This window comes from Flagellimonas chongwuensis (assembly GCF_013376415.1).
In the GTDB taxonomy this organism is placed as follows: Bacteria; Bacteroidota; Bacteroidia; order Flavobacteriales; family Flavobacteriaceae; genus Flagellimonas; species Flagellimonas chongwuensis.
This window is the reverse complement of sequence record NZ_WYET01000004.1, coordinates 341,885-358,284: the sequence shown is the minus strand read 5'-3', so window position 1 is coordinate 358,284 and position 16,400 is coordinate 341,885. Positions and strand designations below refer to the sequence as shown.

At 40.8% G+C, this 16,400-nt stretch carries 14 protein-coding genes; 6 read left to right on the top strand and 8 right to left on the bottom strand.

Going from position 1 to position 16,400, the window contains the following annotated elements; genetic code table 11:
- The first annotated feature begins 39 nt into the window (after positions 1-39).
- On the top strand, positions 40-696 hold the full coding sequence (fsa, locus tag GUA46_RS08705) for a fructose-6-phosphate aldolase (RefSeq protein WP_108246205.1): 657 nt from the start codon (positions 40-42) through the stop codon (positions 694-696).
- A gap of 57 nt (positions 697-753) precedes the next feature.
- Here the strand turns inward: fsa and GUA46_RS08700 are convergent, their stop codons facing one another.
- Entirely contained in the window at positions 754-2,142 is a 1,389-nt protein-coding gene (locus tag GUA46_RS08700) for a TlpA family protein disulfide reductase (RefSeq protein ID WP_218109534.1), read from the bottom strand.
- A gap of 173 nt (positions 2,143-2,315) precedes the next feature.
- Here GUA46_RS08700 and GUA46_RS08695 point away from each other — a divergent pair, with 173 nt between their 5' ends.
- A complete protein-coding gene (locus GUA46_RS08695; RefSeq protein WP_176620161.1) occupies positions 2,316-3,944 on the top strand; it encodes an ABC-F family ATP-binding cassette domain-containing protein in 1,629 nt (542 codons plus the stop codon).
- Here the strand turns inward: GUA46_RS08695 and GUA46_RS08690 are convergent.
- The gene (locus GUA46_RS08690) at positions 3,941-4,660 is read right to left on the bottom strand and encodes a hypothetical protein (RefSeq protein ID WP_176620160.1); all 720 of its coding nucleotides are present in this window, start codon (positions 4,658-4,660) and stop codon (positions 3,941-3,943) included. The two genes, GUA46_RS08695 and GUA46_RS08690, sit on opposite strands and share 4 nt — an antisense overlap.
- Before the next feature lie 209 nt (positions 4,661-4,869).
- On the opposite strand from GUA46_RS08690, the gene GUA46_RS08685 reads away from it, so the two are divergent.
- On the top strand, positions 4,870-5,397 hold the full coding sequence (locus GUA46_RS08685) for a fasciclin domain-containing protein (RefSeq protein WP_108246203.1): 528 nt from the start codon (positions 4,870-4,872) through the stop codon (positions 5,395-5,397).
- Between the two features lie 2 nt (positions 5,398-5,399).
- Here GUA46_RS08685 and pheT read toward each other — a convergent pair whose 3' ends face one another.
- Positions 5,400-7,811, bottom strand: coding sequence for a phenylalanine--tRNA ligase subunit beta (gene pheT / locus GUA46_RS08680; protein ID WP_176620159.1), 2,412 nt, complete (start codon positions 7,809-7,811; stop codon positions 5,400-5,402).
- A gap of 129 nt (positions 7,812-7,940) precedes the next feature.
- Here pheT and GUA46_RS08675 point away from each other — a divergent pair, with 129 nt between their 5' ends.
- Positions 7,941-9,197, top strand: a complete 1,257-nt coding sequence (locus tag GUA46_RS08675) for a peroxiredoxin family protein (RefSeq protein ID WP_176620158.1) — start codon at positions 7,941-7,943, stop codon at positions 9,195-9,197.
- Here GUA46_RS08675 and leuB read toward each other — a convergent pair.
- Both leuB and GUA46_RS08665 read right to left on the bottom strand, forming a co-directional pair.
- Positions 9,190-10,308 carry a 3-isopropylmalate dehydrogenase gene (gene leuB / locus GUA46_RS08670; RefSeq protein WP_176620157.1) on the bottom strand — a complete coding sequence of 373 codons (1,119 nt, stop codon included), beginning with the start codon at positions 10,306-10,308 and terminating at the stop codon, positions 9,190-9,192. The genes GUA46_RS08675 and leuB overlap by 8 nt on opposite strands.
- 12 nt (positions 10,309-10,320) lie before the next feature.
- Complete coding sequence (locus GUA46_RS08665) at positions 10,321-11,493, bottom strand: 2-isopropylmalate synthase (protein WP_108246199.1); 1,173 nt, start codon at positions 11,491-11,493, stop codon at positions 10,321-10,323.
- A gap of 147 nt (positions 11,494-11,640) precedes the next feature.
- Between GUA46_RS08665 and GUA46_RS08660 the strand changes: the two genes are divergently transcribed.
- Entirely contained in the window at positions 11,641-13,185 is a 1,545-nt protein-coding gene (locus GUA46_RS08660) for a hypothetical protein (protein ID WP_176620156.1), read from the top strand.
- Here the strand turns inward: GUA46_RS08660 and GUA46_RS08655 are convergent.
- Both GUA46_RS08655 and panB read right to left on the bottom strand, forming a co-directional pair.
- Entirely contained in the window at positions 13,175-13,879 is a 705-nt protein-coding gene (locus tag GUA46_RS08655) for an RluA family pseudouridine synthase (protein WP_176620727.1), read from the bottom strand. The two genes, GUA46_RS08660 and GUA46_RS08655, sit on opposite strands and share 11 nt — an antisense overlap.
- 20 nt (positions 13,880-13,899) lie before the next feature.
- Entirely contained in the window at positions 13,900-14,718 is an 819-nt protein-coding gene (gene panB / locus GUA46_RS08650; RefSeq protein WP_176620155.1) for a 3-methyl-2-oxobutanoate hydroxymethyltransferase, read from the bottom strand.
- A gap of 70 nt (positions 14,719-14,788) precedes the next feature.
- Here panB and GUA46_RS08645 point away from each other — a divergent pair, with 70 nt between their 5' ends.
- Positions 14,789-15,271, top strand: a complete 483-nt coding sequence (locus tag GUA46_RS08645) for a nuclear transport factor 2 family protein (protein ID WP_176620154.1) — start codon at positions 14,789-14,791, stop codon at positions 15,269-15,271.
- Between the two features lie 2 nt (positions 15,272-15,273).
- On the opposite strand, the gene GUA46_RS08640 is transcribed toward GUA46_RS08645, so the two are convergent.
- Positions 15,274-16,383 (bottom strand): glycoside hydrolase family 88/105 protein, encoded by a 1,110-nt coding sequence (locus GUA46_RS08640; protein ID WP_176620153.1) that lies wholly within the window; start codon positions 16,381-16,383, stop codon positions 15,274-15,276.
- Between the last annotated feature and the right edge of the window lie 17 nt (positions 16,384-16,400).

The window sequence follows — 16,400 nt, the reverse complement described above, 5'->3', positions numbered from 1 at the left end:
TTTTACAGGTATTAGCGAACAAATTATAAATACTTAGAAATGAAGTTTTTTATTGATACTGCCAACCTTGACCAAATTAAGGAAGCACAAGAACTTGGTGTGTTGGATGGAGTTACCACCAACCCTTCCCTAATGGCGAAAGAAGGTATTACAGGAAAGGATAATATTTTAAAGCACTACGTGGACATCTGCAATATTGTGGATGGAGATGTTTCTGCGGAAGTAGTATCCACCGATTTTGACGGAATGATCAAAGAAGGGGAGGAGCTAGCCGAACTGCATGAGCAGATTGTAGTGAAAGTCCCCATGATCAAGGATGGTGTAAAGGCATTGAAATATTTTTCAGATAAAGGCATTCGCACTAACTGTACTTTGGTGTTTTCACCAGGTCAGGCTTTATTGGCTGCCAAAGCAGGAGCAACTTATGTTTCTCCGTTCTTGGGAAGGTTGGACGATATTTCAACGGACGGTCTTAACTTGATTGCTGAAATCCGTTTGATTTATGACAACTACGGTTTTGAAACTGAAATATTGGCCGCATCTATCCGTCACACCATGCACGTAATCGACTGTGCTAAATTGGGAGCCGATGTTATGACTGGACCATTATCTTCTATTGATGGATTGTTGAAACACCCATTGACCGATATTGGATTGGCCAAATTCTTGGAAGATTACAAAAAAGGAAATTCCTAATTAAGGAATCAAAATAAAAGTAAAGAAGCCCTGAACTAAAGTTTGGGGCTTTTTTATTTATAGGGAAGTGTAAAGATTGGCAAAGCCGTCCACCACAACGGTATCTTTAGTGATGACACATTTGTTGAGACCATCAATGATCATGGCCATTTGTAGCTCCTTAAAATTTTCTCCGTAGAATTGTTTCTCCTTGTCCAAATTGTTCTCGCTCATGAGTTGTTTCCACTGCGAGTGGCTGGTTCTTAGATTGATGCCCAAAAAGTTATGATTCGGATATTTTCCTTCTAGCTCAGCAATGTGTTTGCTTATATTTCTAAAGTGTCCTTTTTGCCCCGCTGTCCAGAAATAGAAGACGGTATTCTCTTTTTTGCTTGCTAAATCCTTTAATGATATTTTCTCGTCATTGAAATTTACAACGGCAATATCCGGGATGGTATTGTTGGGTTGAAGATTTTGTATTCCCTTGTATAAAAGTTCGATCTCTTGTTCGTGCTCTTCGTTTATAGATAGCGTCTTGAACTTATCTATAAAAGCCACGGATTCGTTGTCCGGATTATGTTCCCACTTTAAATAATCCACGGCAATATTACGGAAAAGGTTGTTTCTCAATTCCTTTTCAATAACAATGCTATCTACAATGGCAAGCTTGTGTTGATTGAAATGCAAGCGGTCGCTTACAGGTTTTTTATTACTGGAACAGTCATCCAGGCAAGTCATATAAGAAACGTTGCCTATATACCATTTCATGAAATCAAAATAAGGTTTTAAATAGGTTAAATCCTTATTGTTGAAATCTATCTCTTTTCGGTAACTGTAAAATTCGTTGCTGAGATCGTGTATGGTTTCTTCCCCTGTTTTCTTTTTATGATAGAAAGGATATTTTTCCTTGGTAATAAAAGTGTTGTAATACACGGAAGCCTTGCCCATGGCCAAAGCTTTGGGGGACAATTGGTCGTCAGAACTCAATTCGGTCAACAAGGCCAATTTATCCTTGTGTAGGGAGTCGATTTTATGGCTGAAAGCCTCCGGGTCAAGACTATAATAGTCTTTTATCAGTTCCTCGTCACTTTCATTTTGTAAAAAAATTTCAATCAGAAAGTTGTTGATTTCGCTTCCTTTTCCGGAAAACACAAGTGATTCATCAAACTCTACCGTATTGAGGCGCGCAACAAGACTGTCTCCCTTGCTCAAATACACATATTGAAGCTCAGGCGTATGGTCAAAATGATATAAGCCATCTTCTAAGGTATCGAGCTGAAAAGAAAAGTGATTTTTTTCATCGAGCTTTACGGAATCCACAAAGTTATCTTTGTGGTAAAGAACCACATAATCACTTGTAGGGTTTACAATTTCACCACCAAAAAACACAGTGGAATTGTTCTCAGGGGTATCTGAGCACGATACAATTGAAGAAATAAAAGTGAGGCTTAGTAAAAATCTTACCATATATAGATACCAATCTATTTGACTTTCAAATGTAAGCAACCCAAGAAGCTAAACTTGTTAAGGGGTAGTTAAAAGTTGTCAAACGGTGATTTTCCATCGTTTAAATATGCATTCCAAAATTAGAATTACCATTTGTATTTAGCTACTTTTGCAAAAAATCTAAAGATAGTTGCATGTTATCAGTATCGAATTTATCCGTACAGTTTGGCAAAAGAGTTTTGTTCGATGAGGTCAATGTAACCTTTACCGAAGGGAATTGTTACGGTATTATTGGTGCCAATGGCGCTGGAAAATCCACGTTTCTCAAAATATTATCGGGACAAATAGATCCTACTTCCGGTCATGTGCATTTGGAGCCTGGAAAACGTATGTCCATTCTGGAGCAGAACCACAATGCCTACGATGAGTACCCTGTATTGGAAACAGTGGTAATGGGAAACAAGCCATTGTTCGAGATAAAAAAGGAGATAGATGCACTATATGCGGACTATACGGATGAAAATGCCGAGAAAATAGGTGAGCTTCAGGTTACTTTTGAAGAAATGAATGGATGGAATGCCGATAGCAATGCTGCCGCCATGCTTTCCAACCTTGGTATTCCTGAAGACTTGCATTATACCAATATGGCCGATTTGGATTCCAAGCTCAAAGTTCGTGTGCTTTTGGCACAGGCGCTTTTTGGAAATCCCGATGTGCTGATCATGGATGAGCCTACCAACGACCTGGATTACGACACTATCAACTGGTTGGAAAACTTCTTGGCCAACTATGATAACACGGTAATCGTGGTTTCTCACGATAGACACTTCTTGGATGCTGTTTGTACCACCATCGCCGATATTGATTTCGGAAAGATCAACTTATTTTCCGGTAACTATACCTTCTGGTACGAGAGTAGCCAATTGGCCGCACGTCAGAGGGCCCAACAGAATAAAAAGGCCGAGGAAAAAGCAAAAGAACTTAATGAGTTTATTCAGCGATTTAGTGCCAACGTTGCCAAAAGCAAGCAGGCCACATCCCGTAAAAAGATGTTGGACAAGCTTAAGGTCGAGGATATTAAGCCTTCCAGTAGAAGATATCCGGCCATTATTTTTGATCGTGAGCGCGAAGCGGGGGATCAAATCTTGAATGTTGAAAAATTATCCGCTGCTTCAGAGGATGGTGATTTGTTGTTCAAAGATGTGAACATAAACTTGGCCAAAGGCGATAAAGTGGCCATTCTGTCCAAAGATTCACGTGCTACAACTGCATTCTATGATATTATAGCCAATAAGATCAAACCGGAAAGCGGTAAATTTCAGTGGGGGGTAACCACGACCCAATCCTATTTGCCTGCGGATAACTCCGATTTTTTCAAGGAGGACATCAATTTGGTGGATTGGTTGCGCCAATGGGCCAAGACCGAAGAGGAAAGAGAAGAGGTATATATCCGAGGTTTCTTGGGAAAGATGCTTTTTAGCGGAGAGGAAGCCCTTAAAAAATGTACCGTGCTTTCTGGTGGTGAAAAAGTGCGTTGTATGCTCAGCCGTATGATGATGCTCCGTGCCAACGTTCTTATGCTGGACGAACCGACCAATCACTTGGATTTGGAGAGTATCACGGCCTTCAACAACTCTTTGAAGAACTTTAAGGGAACTATTCTGTTGACTACCCATGACCACGAGTTTGTCAATACGGTGGCAAACAGAATCATTGAGTTGACGCCGAACGGTGCTATTGACCGTTACTTGAGCTTTGACGATTACATGTCCGATAAATCCATCAAAGAACAGCGCGATAAAATGTACGCCGTTACGGCCTAGGCATTAAAATATTTGCTTTTCCAGATAGCGGGATTAAAATTTTTGCCCAAAGCGAATCCGTAGAAAATTACTATGGATGCTATGCACTTGAACATAAAAAAGTAGATGATCCAAAACTCTGCCGTAGTGTTCTTTTTGGAAAAGAGCCCTTCAGGAACCAAAAGGGTTGCAAGGTAGCTGATAAGGAGCACCACCAATCCCAAGTTGGCAATGTTCTTAAAAGGCCATGCAAACAATTTGCGCAAGGGGTGGAGGTCGTTTCCCCACTTGTGAATTAGATAGTAATAATCGTTTCCGATAGGGGCAAAGAGCAATGGATCGTCCTTATCTTCCAATTTGAACAATTTGGAAGGGGCCATAATTTTAAAACCTTTTATTTTGGTATTATGGGCTGCTTCCAACTGTTTGATTTTGGAAATCGCTTCTTGTGGAATTTTACCTTTAAAATAAGAGCTGTTCAAAAATCGTAAACGGTAATCAATACAAATTTCCTTGATTTGGTCAATGTGGAATATTTTATCCGTTTCCAATAGGTCAAAATCAAAATCGTTTTCGCGAAAGTTGCTTTTTGAGCCCAATTGCTTACTTATCTGTTCGTCCTTGAGGGAATGTTTGTTCAGAATTTGTTGTACTTCGTCCAAAATATCCAAGCTACTCGCATTTTTATTTTTACTTTTTTGAAGCTTGTGTTCAATATTTGTTCCTCTCAAAATCATACAATTTTTTAGTAATCTACTCAAATTTAAGGAATTGAATTTTTGATTTGATGTGTTCCCCAAGGACATTGGCGTTAAGTTTCTGTTAAATGGAATTACGGGTGAAAATTAATTGAACCAAGTAAGCAAAAAAAGGTGTATCTTATCGACGTTTTTGGTAGTTAATCGTATAATCATACTAAGAGAAGCCCTATAATTTGACCAACCACATGAATACCCCCGCAACCAAATTCTTGCTAGGCCTTTGTCTGGCATTGTCATTTTACACCACTGCTCAAAACACATCCAATGCACTTTCGTATACGGGCAAAATGGATAATCATAAAATTTTATTGGCTGCAGTAAACGCAACTGAACTGGGCTCTTTGCTTCAAAAGTCAGGACCATTTACCATTTTTGCTCCGTCAGATGCTGCTTTCGAAAAGTTCTCCAACAATAAAATAGCCGAGTTGATCAAGGCGGAGGACAAAAGGGCCCTAAAGTCTTTGTTGTCCTATCATATTGTTGCAGGCCAACTTACTGCTTCCCGTATGTTGCGTGCAATAGGCAGGGGCAATGGTATGGCAAGTTTTACAACGGTGCAGGGTAAAAAGCTTATTGCGCACTTGGACGGCTATGACATTGTGCTTACCGACCCCATGGGAAATACAGCCAGGATTACAACTGCAGACTTAAATCTGGAAAATGAAGGTGTGGTCCATGAAATAGATAGCGTTATCCTCCCAGCTCAGATGTAATTTTAACGAAGTTCAGCTCCCAATTCCTTTTGATACTGGGCCAAAAGTTTACCCATGATCTTGTCGATTTGTTTGTCGGTCAACGTTTTCTTTTCATCCATCAATGTAAAGCTCACAGCGTAGGATTTTTTGCCTTTGGGCAAGTTTTTTCCAGTGTACACATCGAACAGGTTTACTTTTCTAAGCAACTTTTTCTCTGTATTCCAAGCAATATCGTATACCTTTTGAAAAGAGATGGATTCGTCCAACAGTAGTGCAAAATCTCGGGTCACCTCTGGGAACTTTGGAATTTCTTTGAAAGAAACATTTTGCGTGCTTACGGATTCCAGAATGGCATCCCAATCCAAGTCCGCAAAGAACACTTCCTGTTTAATGTCAAACTTTTTGATGTCCGCCTTGCCCACTAAACCAAGCGATACCAAGACCTTGTCGTTCTTCATATAAGATATCCCCTCAGCATAACCTGATTCGGTCAATGGTTTTGTATCGATGTCTCTTAACCCTAAACGCTCTAAAACATTGTCAACAATACCTTTCAGATAGAAAAACTCTGATTTTTTAGAGGCCACCGACCAACTGTTCTGGCTGCGGTCGCCTGAGATAAAGATTGCCAAATGTTGTTTCTCCGTATGCTTCCCATCCAATTTGTGATAGGTTTTTCCGAACTCGAACAACTTAAGGTCAGTTTTTTGCCTATTGTGGTTATAACTTACCGTTTGAAGTCCGGAATGAAGCATGGAGGTGCGTAGCACCGATAAGTCGGAACTTAATGGATTCAACATCTCAACAGCACTGTTGTCATCTGTGGTAAGTTCAGACGAAACCAAGCTATTGGTCATTATTTCATAAAAACCTTTTGCAGCAAGCATGTTTCCTACCACATCTTGGATTCTGTAGTTTTCAAAACGAGATGTTTTGGCAATGGATGCGTTCAATTTCTCCTTGAAGTCAATGTTGTTATAGCCATAAACCCTTAGGATTTCCTCGATAACATCAACCTCCCTTGTTACATCCACCCTATAGGTTGGGATGGTTAATCCAAGCCCCGATTCGGTTACATTGTTGATGCGGATTTCCAGAGAGGAAAGAATAGATTTGATAGTGTCCTGAGGAATTTCCTGGCCAATCAATGAGTGAATTTTATTGAAGGTCAAGAATACTTGTCTATCCTGTGGCTTTTTGGGGAATAAGTCAACAATTTCCGAAGTGATATATCCGCCGGCGATTTCTCTTATCAATAAGGCGGCTCTTTTCAAGGCATATTTGGTCAAATTGATATCGATGCCCCTTTCAAACCTAAATGAAGCATCCGTGTTTAGACCGTGTCTTTTGGCCGTCTTTCTAATCGAAACAGAGTCAAAGTAGGCACTTTCCAAAAATATGGAAGTAGTGTGTTCCGTAACCCCGGAGTGAAGTCCACCAAAAACACCAGCAATGCACATTGGGGTTCCCGCATCACAAATCATAAGGTCGTCTTCGTGCAATTCGCGTTCAACACCATCCAAAGTGGTGAATTTGGTGCCACTTGGCAAAGTTTTTACCTCTACTTTGTTACCTTTTATTTTAAATGCATCAAAGGCATGCAATGGCTGGCCCAGTTCGTGAAGCACATAATTGGTGACGTCCACAACATTGTTTATTGGGGCCAATCCAATGGATTTTAGCCTGTTTTTTAACCAATCTGGAGAATCCTGTACTACTAGATTACTTATGGTTACACCGCAATATCTTGGAGCAAGGTTGCTTTCCATAACCTCTACGTCTACCTTTAAAGAGCGGTTGTCAATAGAAAAGTTACTTACGGAAGGGGTAACGAGTTCTTTTTGGATTTCTTTTTGCTCCAAACCAGCCTTAAGGTCACGCGCCACTCCAAAATGACTCATGGCATCGGCCCGGTTAGGGGTAAGGCCTATTTCAAAAACCTCGTCATTTTCAATATCAAAAACTTTGGAACAAGGGGTGCCAGAGATTAATTCCTCATTGAGTACCATAATTCCATCATGGCTTTCACCAACACCTATTTCGTCTTCGGCACAGATCATACCCTCACTTACCTCACCACGAATTTTCCCTTTCTTGATGACCCAAGCTTCACCTTCTGGGGTGTAGAGCGTAGTTCCAACAGTGGCAACAGGTACTTTTTGTCCGGCGGCTACGTTGGGGGCGCCACAAACAATCTGCAACGGTGCCTCTTGGCCTATATCTACTGTAGTTAGTTTTAGCTTATCTGCATTTGGGTGCTTTTCACAAGTAAGAACATGTCCTACTACAATACCTTTCAATCCACCCTTAACTGATTCAAATTGAGATATGCCCTCAACCTCAAGTCCGAGATCAGTTAACAGTTCGCCTGTTTTTTGAGCGTCCCAATCAATTTGTAAAAATTGTTTTAACCAGTTATAAGAAATCTTCATAGCCCATTTTTAGAGGGCACAAATATATAACAATAGGGGAACAGATTCAACGATAATAATAACCATAAACCTATAGAAATGCTCTGTTTTAAAATGTATTCCCTACATTTAGGTAAAATCTTTCATTTTATGAGAAGAATCAGGTTGGCAATGTTGGGGCTTTTGATTCTTATGGCCTCTTGCAAAAAAGAAGGGAAAGGAAATCTTAAAATTGGTCATTGGCTGGGAACTATGGAAGTTTCGGAGTCGCAAAAGCTGCCATTTGAGTTTACAGTTTCCCAAAACGATGAAGGTGGATATGTAATGAAAGTATATAATGCCGAAGAGGTGGTAGAGATTGATGAGTTTACCTTTGATGGTGACTCCATCGATATCCGTATGCCCATTTTTGAAGGTCATATAGTAGGAAGGTACACTGCTACCGAAATCACAGGGGAATTTGTTGAGGAAAGTAAGGAACGTAGTGTTCCCTTTAAGGCTGTACATGGTCCGCAAGACCGTTTTGATGTGGAGAAACCAGCTGATGTGAACATTTCAGGTATTTGGGAAACCTATTTTAAAGTAAACACGGAGGATGAATACCCTGCCAAGGGTATTTTTATGCAGAACGGCAATGAGGTAAAGGGAACTTTTAGAACAAACACAGGAGATTATCGCTATTTGGAAGGAGTGGTGACAGGGGATAGTATGAAACTGTCCGCTTTTGATGGTTCCCACGTATTTCTTTTTTTGGCCCAAGTAACCGATAGTACTTTGGACGGAAAGTTTTACTCCGGACAACATTCCATTCAGGAGTTTCTAGGGGCTAGAAATGAAGCCTTTGAACTTCCTGATTCAAATGAACTCACCTATTTACGTGAAGGTTATGATAAATTTGACTTCACTTTCCCGAATAGTGACGGACAAATGATAGGTTTAGATGATTCTATGTTCCAAGGAAAGCCGGTTCTTGTACAGATTATGGGCACGTGGTGCACCAATTGCTTGGATGAGACCCGCTTTTATGTGGATTTTATTAAGAACCATCCGGATTTGGATGTGCAATTTGTGGGACTGGCATTTGAATATTCCAAAACCGAGGAAAAAGCTTTTGAGGGAATAAACCGATTAAAGGAACGAGAAGAGGTGCCTTATCCTATTCTATTGGCGCAGTACGGGACATCGAACAAACAAAAGGCCAACGAGAAGTTGCCGATGTTGAACCATATTCTGTCATATCCTACTACCATTTATATTGATAAATTCGGAAACGTCAAGAAGATTCACACAGGTTTTAATGGACCGGCGACTGGTGAAAAGTTTATCGAATTCAAAGAGGAGTTCAATAAAACCATTCAAGAGCTGACATCCTCAAAGGAGACTGAAGAAAATAGCGAAACTATATAATGGTCGATTTGCCCAAATCGATATTTTCATCGTTCATAAGGGTGTCATCTTCAATATCTACAATATTGTGTGCAATAAAATCACCAACTTGATTGGTGCCGTATTGGCTGTTTTCCTTTAAATCCGGAGTTACAATTCCTTTTTTTAGTGATTTGTCCACTGCTTTTTTGATGGCCCAGGCCTCTTCGGCCAGTCCAAAATGCTCCAAAAGCATTGCAGCTGCTAGAATAGAGGCAATGGGGTTGGCAATGTCCTTGCCCTTGGCTTGTGGGTATGAGCCGTGTATAGGCTCGAACAAAGCATTTTCTTCACCTATAGATGCCGAGGCCAACAAACCTATGGAACCACCGATAACGCTGCCCTCATCAGAAATAATGTCCCCGAACATGTTTTCAGTTAAAATAACATCAAACTGTTTAGGGTTAAGTATAATTTGCATTGCAGCATTGTCAACAAACAAAAAATCCAATGCCACTTCGGGGTAACTTTCCCCAATTCGTGTCACAACTTTGCGCCACAACCTGGAAGATTCCAATACATTGGCTTTGTCCACTAAGGTGAGCTTCTTTTTTCTTCCTTTTGCGGCTTTAAAGGCCAAATGGGCAATACGGCTTATTTCCTTTTCTGTATACTCGCAAAGGTCGGAGGCTTTGGTGCCTTCTTCGTTCAGTTTTTTTTCTCCAAAATAAATCCCTCCCGTAAGTTCACGGTAGATTACAAAATCGGTGCCGTTGATCACTTTCTTTTTTAGGGGTGATTTGTCCAACAAAGTCGGGTGTGACAATACAGGTCTGATATTGGCGAAAAGGCCTAGTTCTTTTCGTAATTGGAGCAAGCCCTGTTCGGGTCGCACTTTGGCATCTGGGTCGTTATCGTATTTAGGGTCGCCAATGGCGCCAAAAAGCACGGCATCCGACTCTTTGCAAAGCTTTAGGGTGGTATCGGGTAGGGGAGTTCCTTTTTTGTCGATAGCGATGGCACCAACAAGGGCTTCTTTAAATATAAATCGTTGATTAAAGGTTTCTTCAACAGCTTCTAGGCATTTGACAGCCTGGGCCAGCACTTCGGGGCCCACACCATCTCCAGGGAGCAATGCAATTTTCAATGTCATACGATACGTGTGTTACGCCAAACTTTTCATTCCAACATTGCTGGTTTCAACAATCTCGTGGATATCTTCATCCAAAATCTCCTTCTTCACGTCCGCGTATTTCAAGAAGTTTTCATACACAGTGTCCAATTGAAGCTTAGTAAGTTCATAACCTACCTTTTTAGCTCTGTAGGCCAAGGCAGCACGCCCACTTCTAGCAGTCAAAACAATAGAGGATTCACTCACACCGACATCCTTAGGGTCGATGATTTCGTAAGTTTCCCTACGTTTGATTACACCGTCTTGGTGGATTCCAGAGCTATGGGCAAAGGCATTGGAGCCCACAATAGCTTTATTGGGCTGTACTGGCATTCCCATTTTTTGGGAAACCATGGTGCTAGTGTCCCACAACAATTGACTGTTGATGTTGGTATCCAAATTTAAATGTGGATGTTGTCTCATAATCATTACCACCTCTTCCAAAGAAGTATTGCCGGCTCTCTCACCGATACCGTTGATGGTACATTCAATTTGTCTGGCACCGTTGATTACCCCTGCAATGGAGTTGGCCGTGGCCAAACCAAGATCGTTGTGACAGTGGCAAGAAAGAATGGCTTTATCAATACCGGTCACATTTTCTTTTAAGTATTTCATTTTAGCGCCATATTCCTCTGGAAGGCAATATCCTGTTGTATCAGGGATGTTAAGTACGGTTGCCCCAGCTTTTATGACAGCTTCACAAATTCGAGCTAAAAATTCGTTGTCGGTTCGTCCAGCGTCTTCAGCATAGAATTCCACATCTTCCACAAAAGTCTTGGCATAGGCTACCGCATCAACGGCACGCTCAATAATCTTATCTTGTGTTGAGTTGAATTTGTATTTGATGTGGGATTCGGAAGTTCCGATTCCGGTATGTATTCTTGGTCTTTTAGCGTCTTTGATGGCTTCAGCAGCCACTTCAATATCTTTTTTTACGGCGCGGGTCAATCCACATACGGTAGCATTTTTGACCAGTTTTGCAATCTCGTTCACTGATTTGAAATCACCAGGGCTGGATATGGGGAAACCTGCTTCGATCACATCAACTCCGAGTTCATCCAGTCGTTTGGCAATGATCAATTTTTGTTCAGTATCCAGTTTACACCCTGGAACTTGTTCTCCATCTCTTAGTGTTGTGTCAAAAATTTCTACCTTATCTTTACCCATGATATCAACCTGATTTTTTCTATGACTAACGAAATTAGTAAAGCAAGGTTGAAGATGAAAAGTGGCTCAGTTTGTGTTACAACGTTAAACTGCTTTTTGTTGCATTTAATTAACTGAAAAACAACATTTTAAATATTATTTTTTACGATGACAAATGCCCATCAGGATGCTCTGTTTGTGCTAGTAAAATCGCTTTCCAAATCCGAAAAACGCCAATTCAAACTGTATGTTGGGCGATTGGGGGTGAACACGGATGCCAAGTTTTTGGCGCTTTTTAACCTCTTGGATAAGATGCGAAAGTACGATGAGAAGCAAATTTTGGACAGCGGCATTGTCAAAAAATCACAGCTCTCAAACCTTAAAGCGCATTTGTATAAGCAAATTTTGGTGAGTTTGCGTTTGAACCCCGTGAACCAAAATGTTCGCATCCAGATTCGCGAACAACTGGATTTTGCCACTATTCTGTATCAAAAGGGGCTGTACAAGCAAAGCTTGAAGATTTTAGAGAAGGCCAAAAGTTTCGCTATTGAAAATGAGGAAAAGAATGTGGCCTACGAGATTGTGGAGCTCGAAAAAGTAATCGAAACGCAATACATTACCCGCAGTATACCCGATAGAGCTGACGAACTTGCCGTAGAGGCCAAGGAACTTTCCGCACAAAATGTGATGACGAGCAAACTTTCCAATCTTTCTTTGCAGTTGTACGGAATGATGCTGAAAGTGGGATATGTGCGCAGCGATGAGGACCTTCAAAAAGTAAAGGGTTACTTTGACGAGCATTTGCCCAAATATGATATTGAAAAGTTGGGTTTCCGAGAAAAATTATGGCTGTACAAAGCACATCTATGGTATAGTCTTTTAATTCAGGACTTTTTGTCAGCCTACAAATACGCAAGCAAATGGGTGGACCTTTTCTACGAAAACGAACATATGATTCCGTTGAATCCCGTGTTCTTTTTAAAAGGGAACCATTATTTATTGGAGTCCTTGTTCTTTGTGAAATATGCATCACAGTTCAGACAAACTTTGGAGCGCTTGGAAGAGCAAGTTCAAGATTCCAGTTTTCCAAAAAATGATAATATTAGTTCCCTAGCCTTTTTGTACATCAACACGAACAAATTGAACCTTCATTTTTTGGAGGGGACCTTTGATAAGGGTATTTATTTGGTGAACATTATCGAGTACGGTATCAAAAAACACAGACAGCAAATAGATGAACATCACATTATGTTACTTTATTACAAAATTGCTTGTCTGTACTTTGGAAATGGAGATAACAAGAATTGTATTGCCTACCTCAAAAAAATCATTTCCAACAAAAAGCTGAAAATGCGAGAAGATTTGATGTGCTTTGCAAGGGTATTGAGCCTAGTGGCACATTATGAAGCGGGGATGGACTACCATTTGGAAGTGCAGCTTAAAAGTACGTACAAGTTCTTGCTGAAAATGAACGATTTGCACGAGGTGCAAAAGGAAATGATCAAATTCTTGCGAAATCTTGGGGATATCTACCCGACCGATTTAAAAGGAGAATTCCAAAAGTTGTACAACGAGTTGAAGAAGTACGAAAACCATCCCTACGAAAAAAGGGCGTTCTTGTATCTGGATATTCTTTCGTGGTTGGAAAGCCACTTGCAGAACAAGCCTGTTTCCGAGATTATTAGGGAAAAAGCCTTGGCATTTACCCGTTAAGACAGGCGTTCCAAATGGGGTCTTCTGGTGGAGGGGCCAAAAAAGATATATGTTCTTTTTGAACGGGGTGCAATAAGACCAAGTTTCTGGAGTGAAGGTGTATGCCACCATCCTTATTACTGCGATCCGCACCATATTTTAAATCCCCTTTTATGGTGCAGCCTATTGCTGCCAGCTGCGCCCGGATTTGATGATGACGACCGGTTTTCAAATCAATTTCCAGCAAGAAGTAATTATCGAGCTTCTTTAGGATTTTATAGTCCAAAACAGCTTTTTTGCTATCGGGAACCTCCTTTTCGTGCGCGTACGATTTATTCTGTTTAGGATTGCGTACCAGCCAATGGGTCAAAGTTCCACTTTCTTGTGGAGGAGAATTTTTTACAACAGCCCAATATACCTTTTTTGTTTCCCCTTGTGCGAACATCTTATTTAGGCGTGGCAATGCTTTGGAGGTTTTGGAAAATAGTACAATGCCCGAAGTTGGTCTGTCCAATCTATGCACTACGCCCAAATACACATTGCCGGGCTTGTTGTATTTATCTTTGAGGTATTGCTTTACCACTTCGCTTAGCGGGGCATCGCCTGTTTTATCTCCTTGTACAATATCGCCGACCCGCTTATTGATTACAATTAAGTGGTTGTCTTCAAATAGTACTTGAAGGTTGGAGGGGGTGGAGTGTTGGGTATTGTTAATTGTCAACTGTTTACTGAGATTTAGTATGATTCATCATCATTGGGGAAATCCTGGCTTTTTACATCATTAACGTACTGAGACACTGCTTCGCTCATTTCATCATAGAGATTCAAGTACCTTCTCAAGAATCTTGGATGGAACTCATGCGTCATCCCCAACATATCGTGAACCACTAAAACCTGACCATCCACATGGTTACCTGCACCTATGCCGATAATTGGAATGGAGACGCTTTCCGCAACATCTTTGGCCAATTTTGCAGGTATTTTCTCCAGAACAATGGCAAAACAGCCCAATTCTTCCAACAATTTAGCATCAGACTTCAACTTTTCGGCTTCCTCTTCTTCTTTGGCACGCACGGTATAGGTGCCAAATTTATAAATGGATTGGGGCGTTAGTCCCAAGTGCCCCATCACAGGGATGCCCGCTTCCAATATACGGCTGATGGATATCTTTATTTCTTCACCGCCTTCGACTTTTACAGCATGGGCGCCGCTTTCTTTCATGATTCGTATAGCGGAGCGTAAAGCTTCTTTGGAGTCTCCTTGATAGCTTCCAAAAGGAATATCAACCACAACAAGTGCCCTTTTGGCCGCCCTAACAACGGAGCTGGCATGGTAAATCATTTGGTCCAGGGTTATGGGCAACGTGGTTTCGTGGCCCGCCATGACGTTGCTGGCGGAATCCCCCACTAAAATAGCGTCCACATTGGCACCATCCACGATTTTGGCCATGGAGTAATCGTAAGAGGTGAGCATACTGATTTTCTCACCGGTCTTTTTCATATCCACCAACGATTTTACGGTTACTCTCTTGTATTCTTTTTTAGCTGTAGACATCGTAATTCTATTTGATGGTTAAAAGTAAGGAGATTTGTTTAATTTAGGCTTCAATCAAAAAACTAATCAAATGAGAAAACTGTTCAGTTGTGTAGTATTATTTGCTTTGGGTGCGTTCGTATATGCCCAAGGTCCGAATCCATCGAATGAAGAAGCTGAAGCCCATATAAAACAAGTTATAGAAACTTTCTTTGAAGGTTTCCATGAACAAGATTCGACGATTATTAAAAGTACGGTGGCCGATGAAATTGTGCTTCAGACTACAGGAAGAAATCCAGAGGGAAAAACCCTTTTTAGGACCGAAGAATTCTCGAAATTTTTAAAATCCATTGTGGGCATTCCGGAAACCGTGAAGTTTGAGGAAAAGCTTACTTCTTTTTCCATTCAGGTCGATAGAACCATGGCCAACGCTTGGGTGGGTTACGAATTTTGGCTAAACGGGGAATTTAGCCATTGCGGCATCAACTCCTTTCAACTTATCAATTTTGATGGCGAATGGAAGATTATTTATTTAATCGATACACGGGGTAAGGAGGGGTGTATGATAGAGTGATTTTATTTGCCCCCGTATAATTTATACACCTCTGAACCTGCACTGAGAAAGGCTCCTGCGCCGTACACTTCGGTTTTGTCTGGCCATGCTTTTCCAGGAGCGGCACCAATAGGTTGAACATATCCCAACATTCCCTCTTCGTTGACGTAGCTAACCAATGCATTCCATGCTTTTTCAACAGCTGGCCCATAGGTTTCTTTATCCAAAATACCAGTATTAATGCCCCAAGCAAGGCCATATACATTAAACGAAGTGCCACTTGTTTCTGGAGTAGGGTAAAATTTCTGTGCCAGTAAACTCATTGCCCAATGGCCATCAGGGGTCTGTATCTTCAACAGTTTGGCGGCCATTTTTTCAAATATGCCCTTAAAATAAAGATATTCGGAACTCTCTGGTTCCAGTTCGCCCATAATGTTTGCCAAGCCAGCAAAAACCCAACCATTGCCCCTTGACCAAAATATTTTGGCTCCATTATCAAGTTTACCCATGTAACTTTCGTCACGATAATATAAACTCTCTTTCTCATCAAATAGAAAATCGGTAGTAGCCTTGAATTCATCCATCATAAAATCAAGGTATTTCCTCTCTTCTGTGATGTTGTATAATTTTGCCCAAACAGGTGGGGACATGAAGAGTGCATCACACCAATTCCAACGAGATTGATGGTATGGGCTTCGCCAATTCAATGAAGTTTTGGCCGGATGGAACATAATAAAATCGAACTGCTCTTTTGTGGGGTCCAACATTTTTTTATCATTATACTTTTTATATAGTTCCAAATAAAATTGTCCTACAGTATGGTCATCTGCATGGTAGATTCGGTCGTTTAGCTTCCAATCGTTCAATTCACCTATGGTTTTTAGCCATACATAGTATTTGTCATTTTCCGCCATTGCAGCCCACTTTACCATACCAACGTAGAGAGCGCCATTTGTCCAATTTAGAGGATGGTGAGGTTTGTCGTAAGTATAAGCGTCCCGATAATGGTCAATTTGCCAATCTGCAACTTTCCTCATTGTGGCCTTAACCTCTTCTGGTTTGATTTTTTGTGAAAAAGATAAATTTGAAATGAGCAGGACGCATCCTAATGTGATATTTTTAAGGTTGATCATTTTATATCATTTTATGT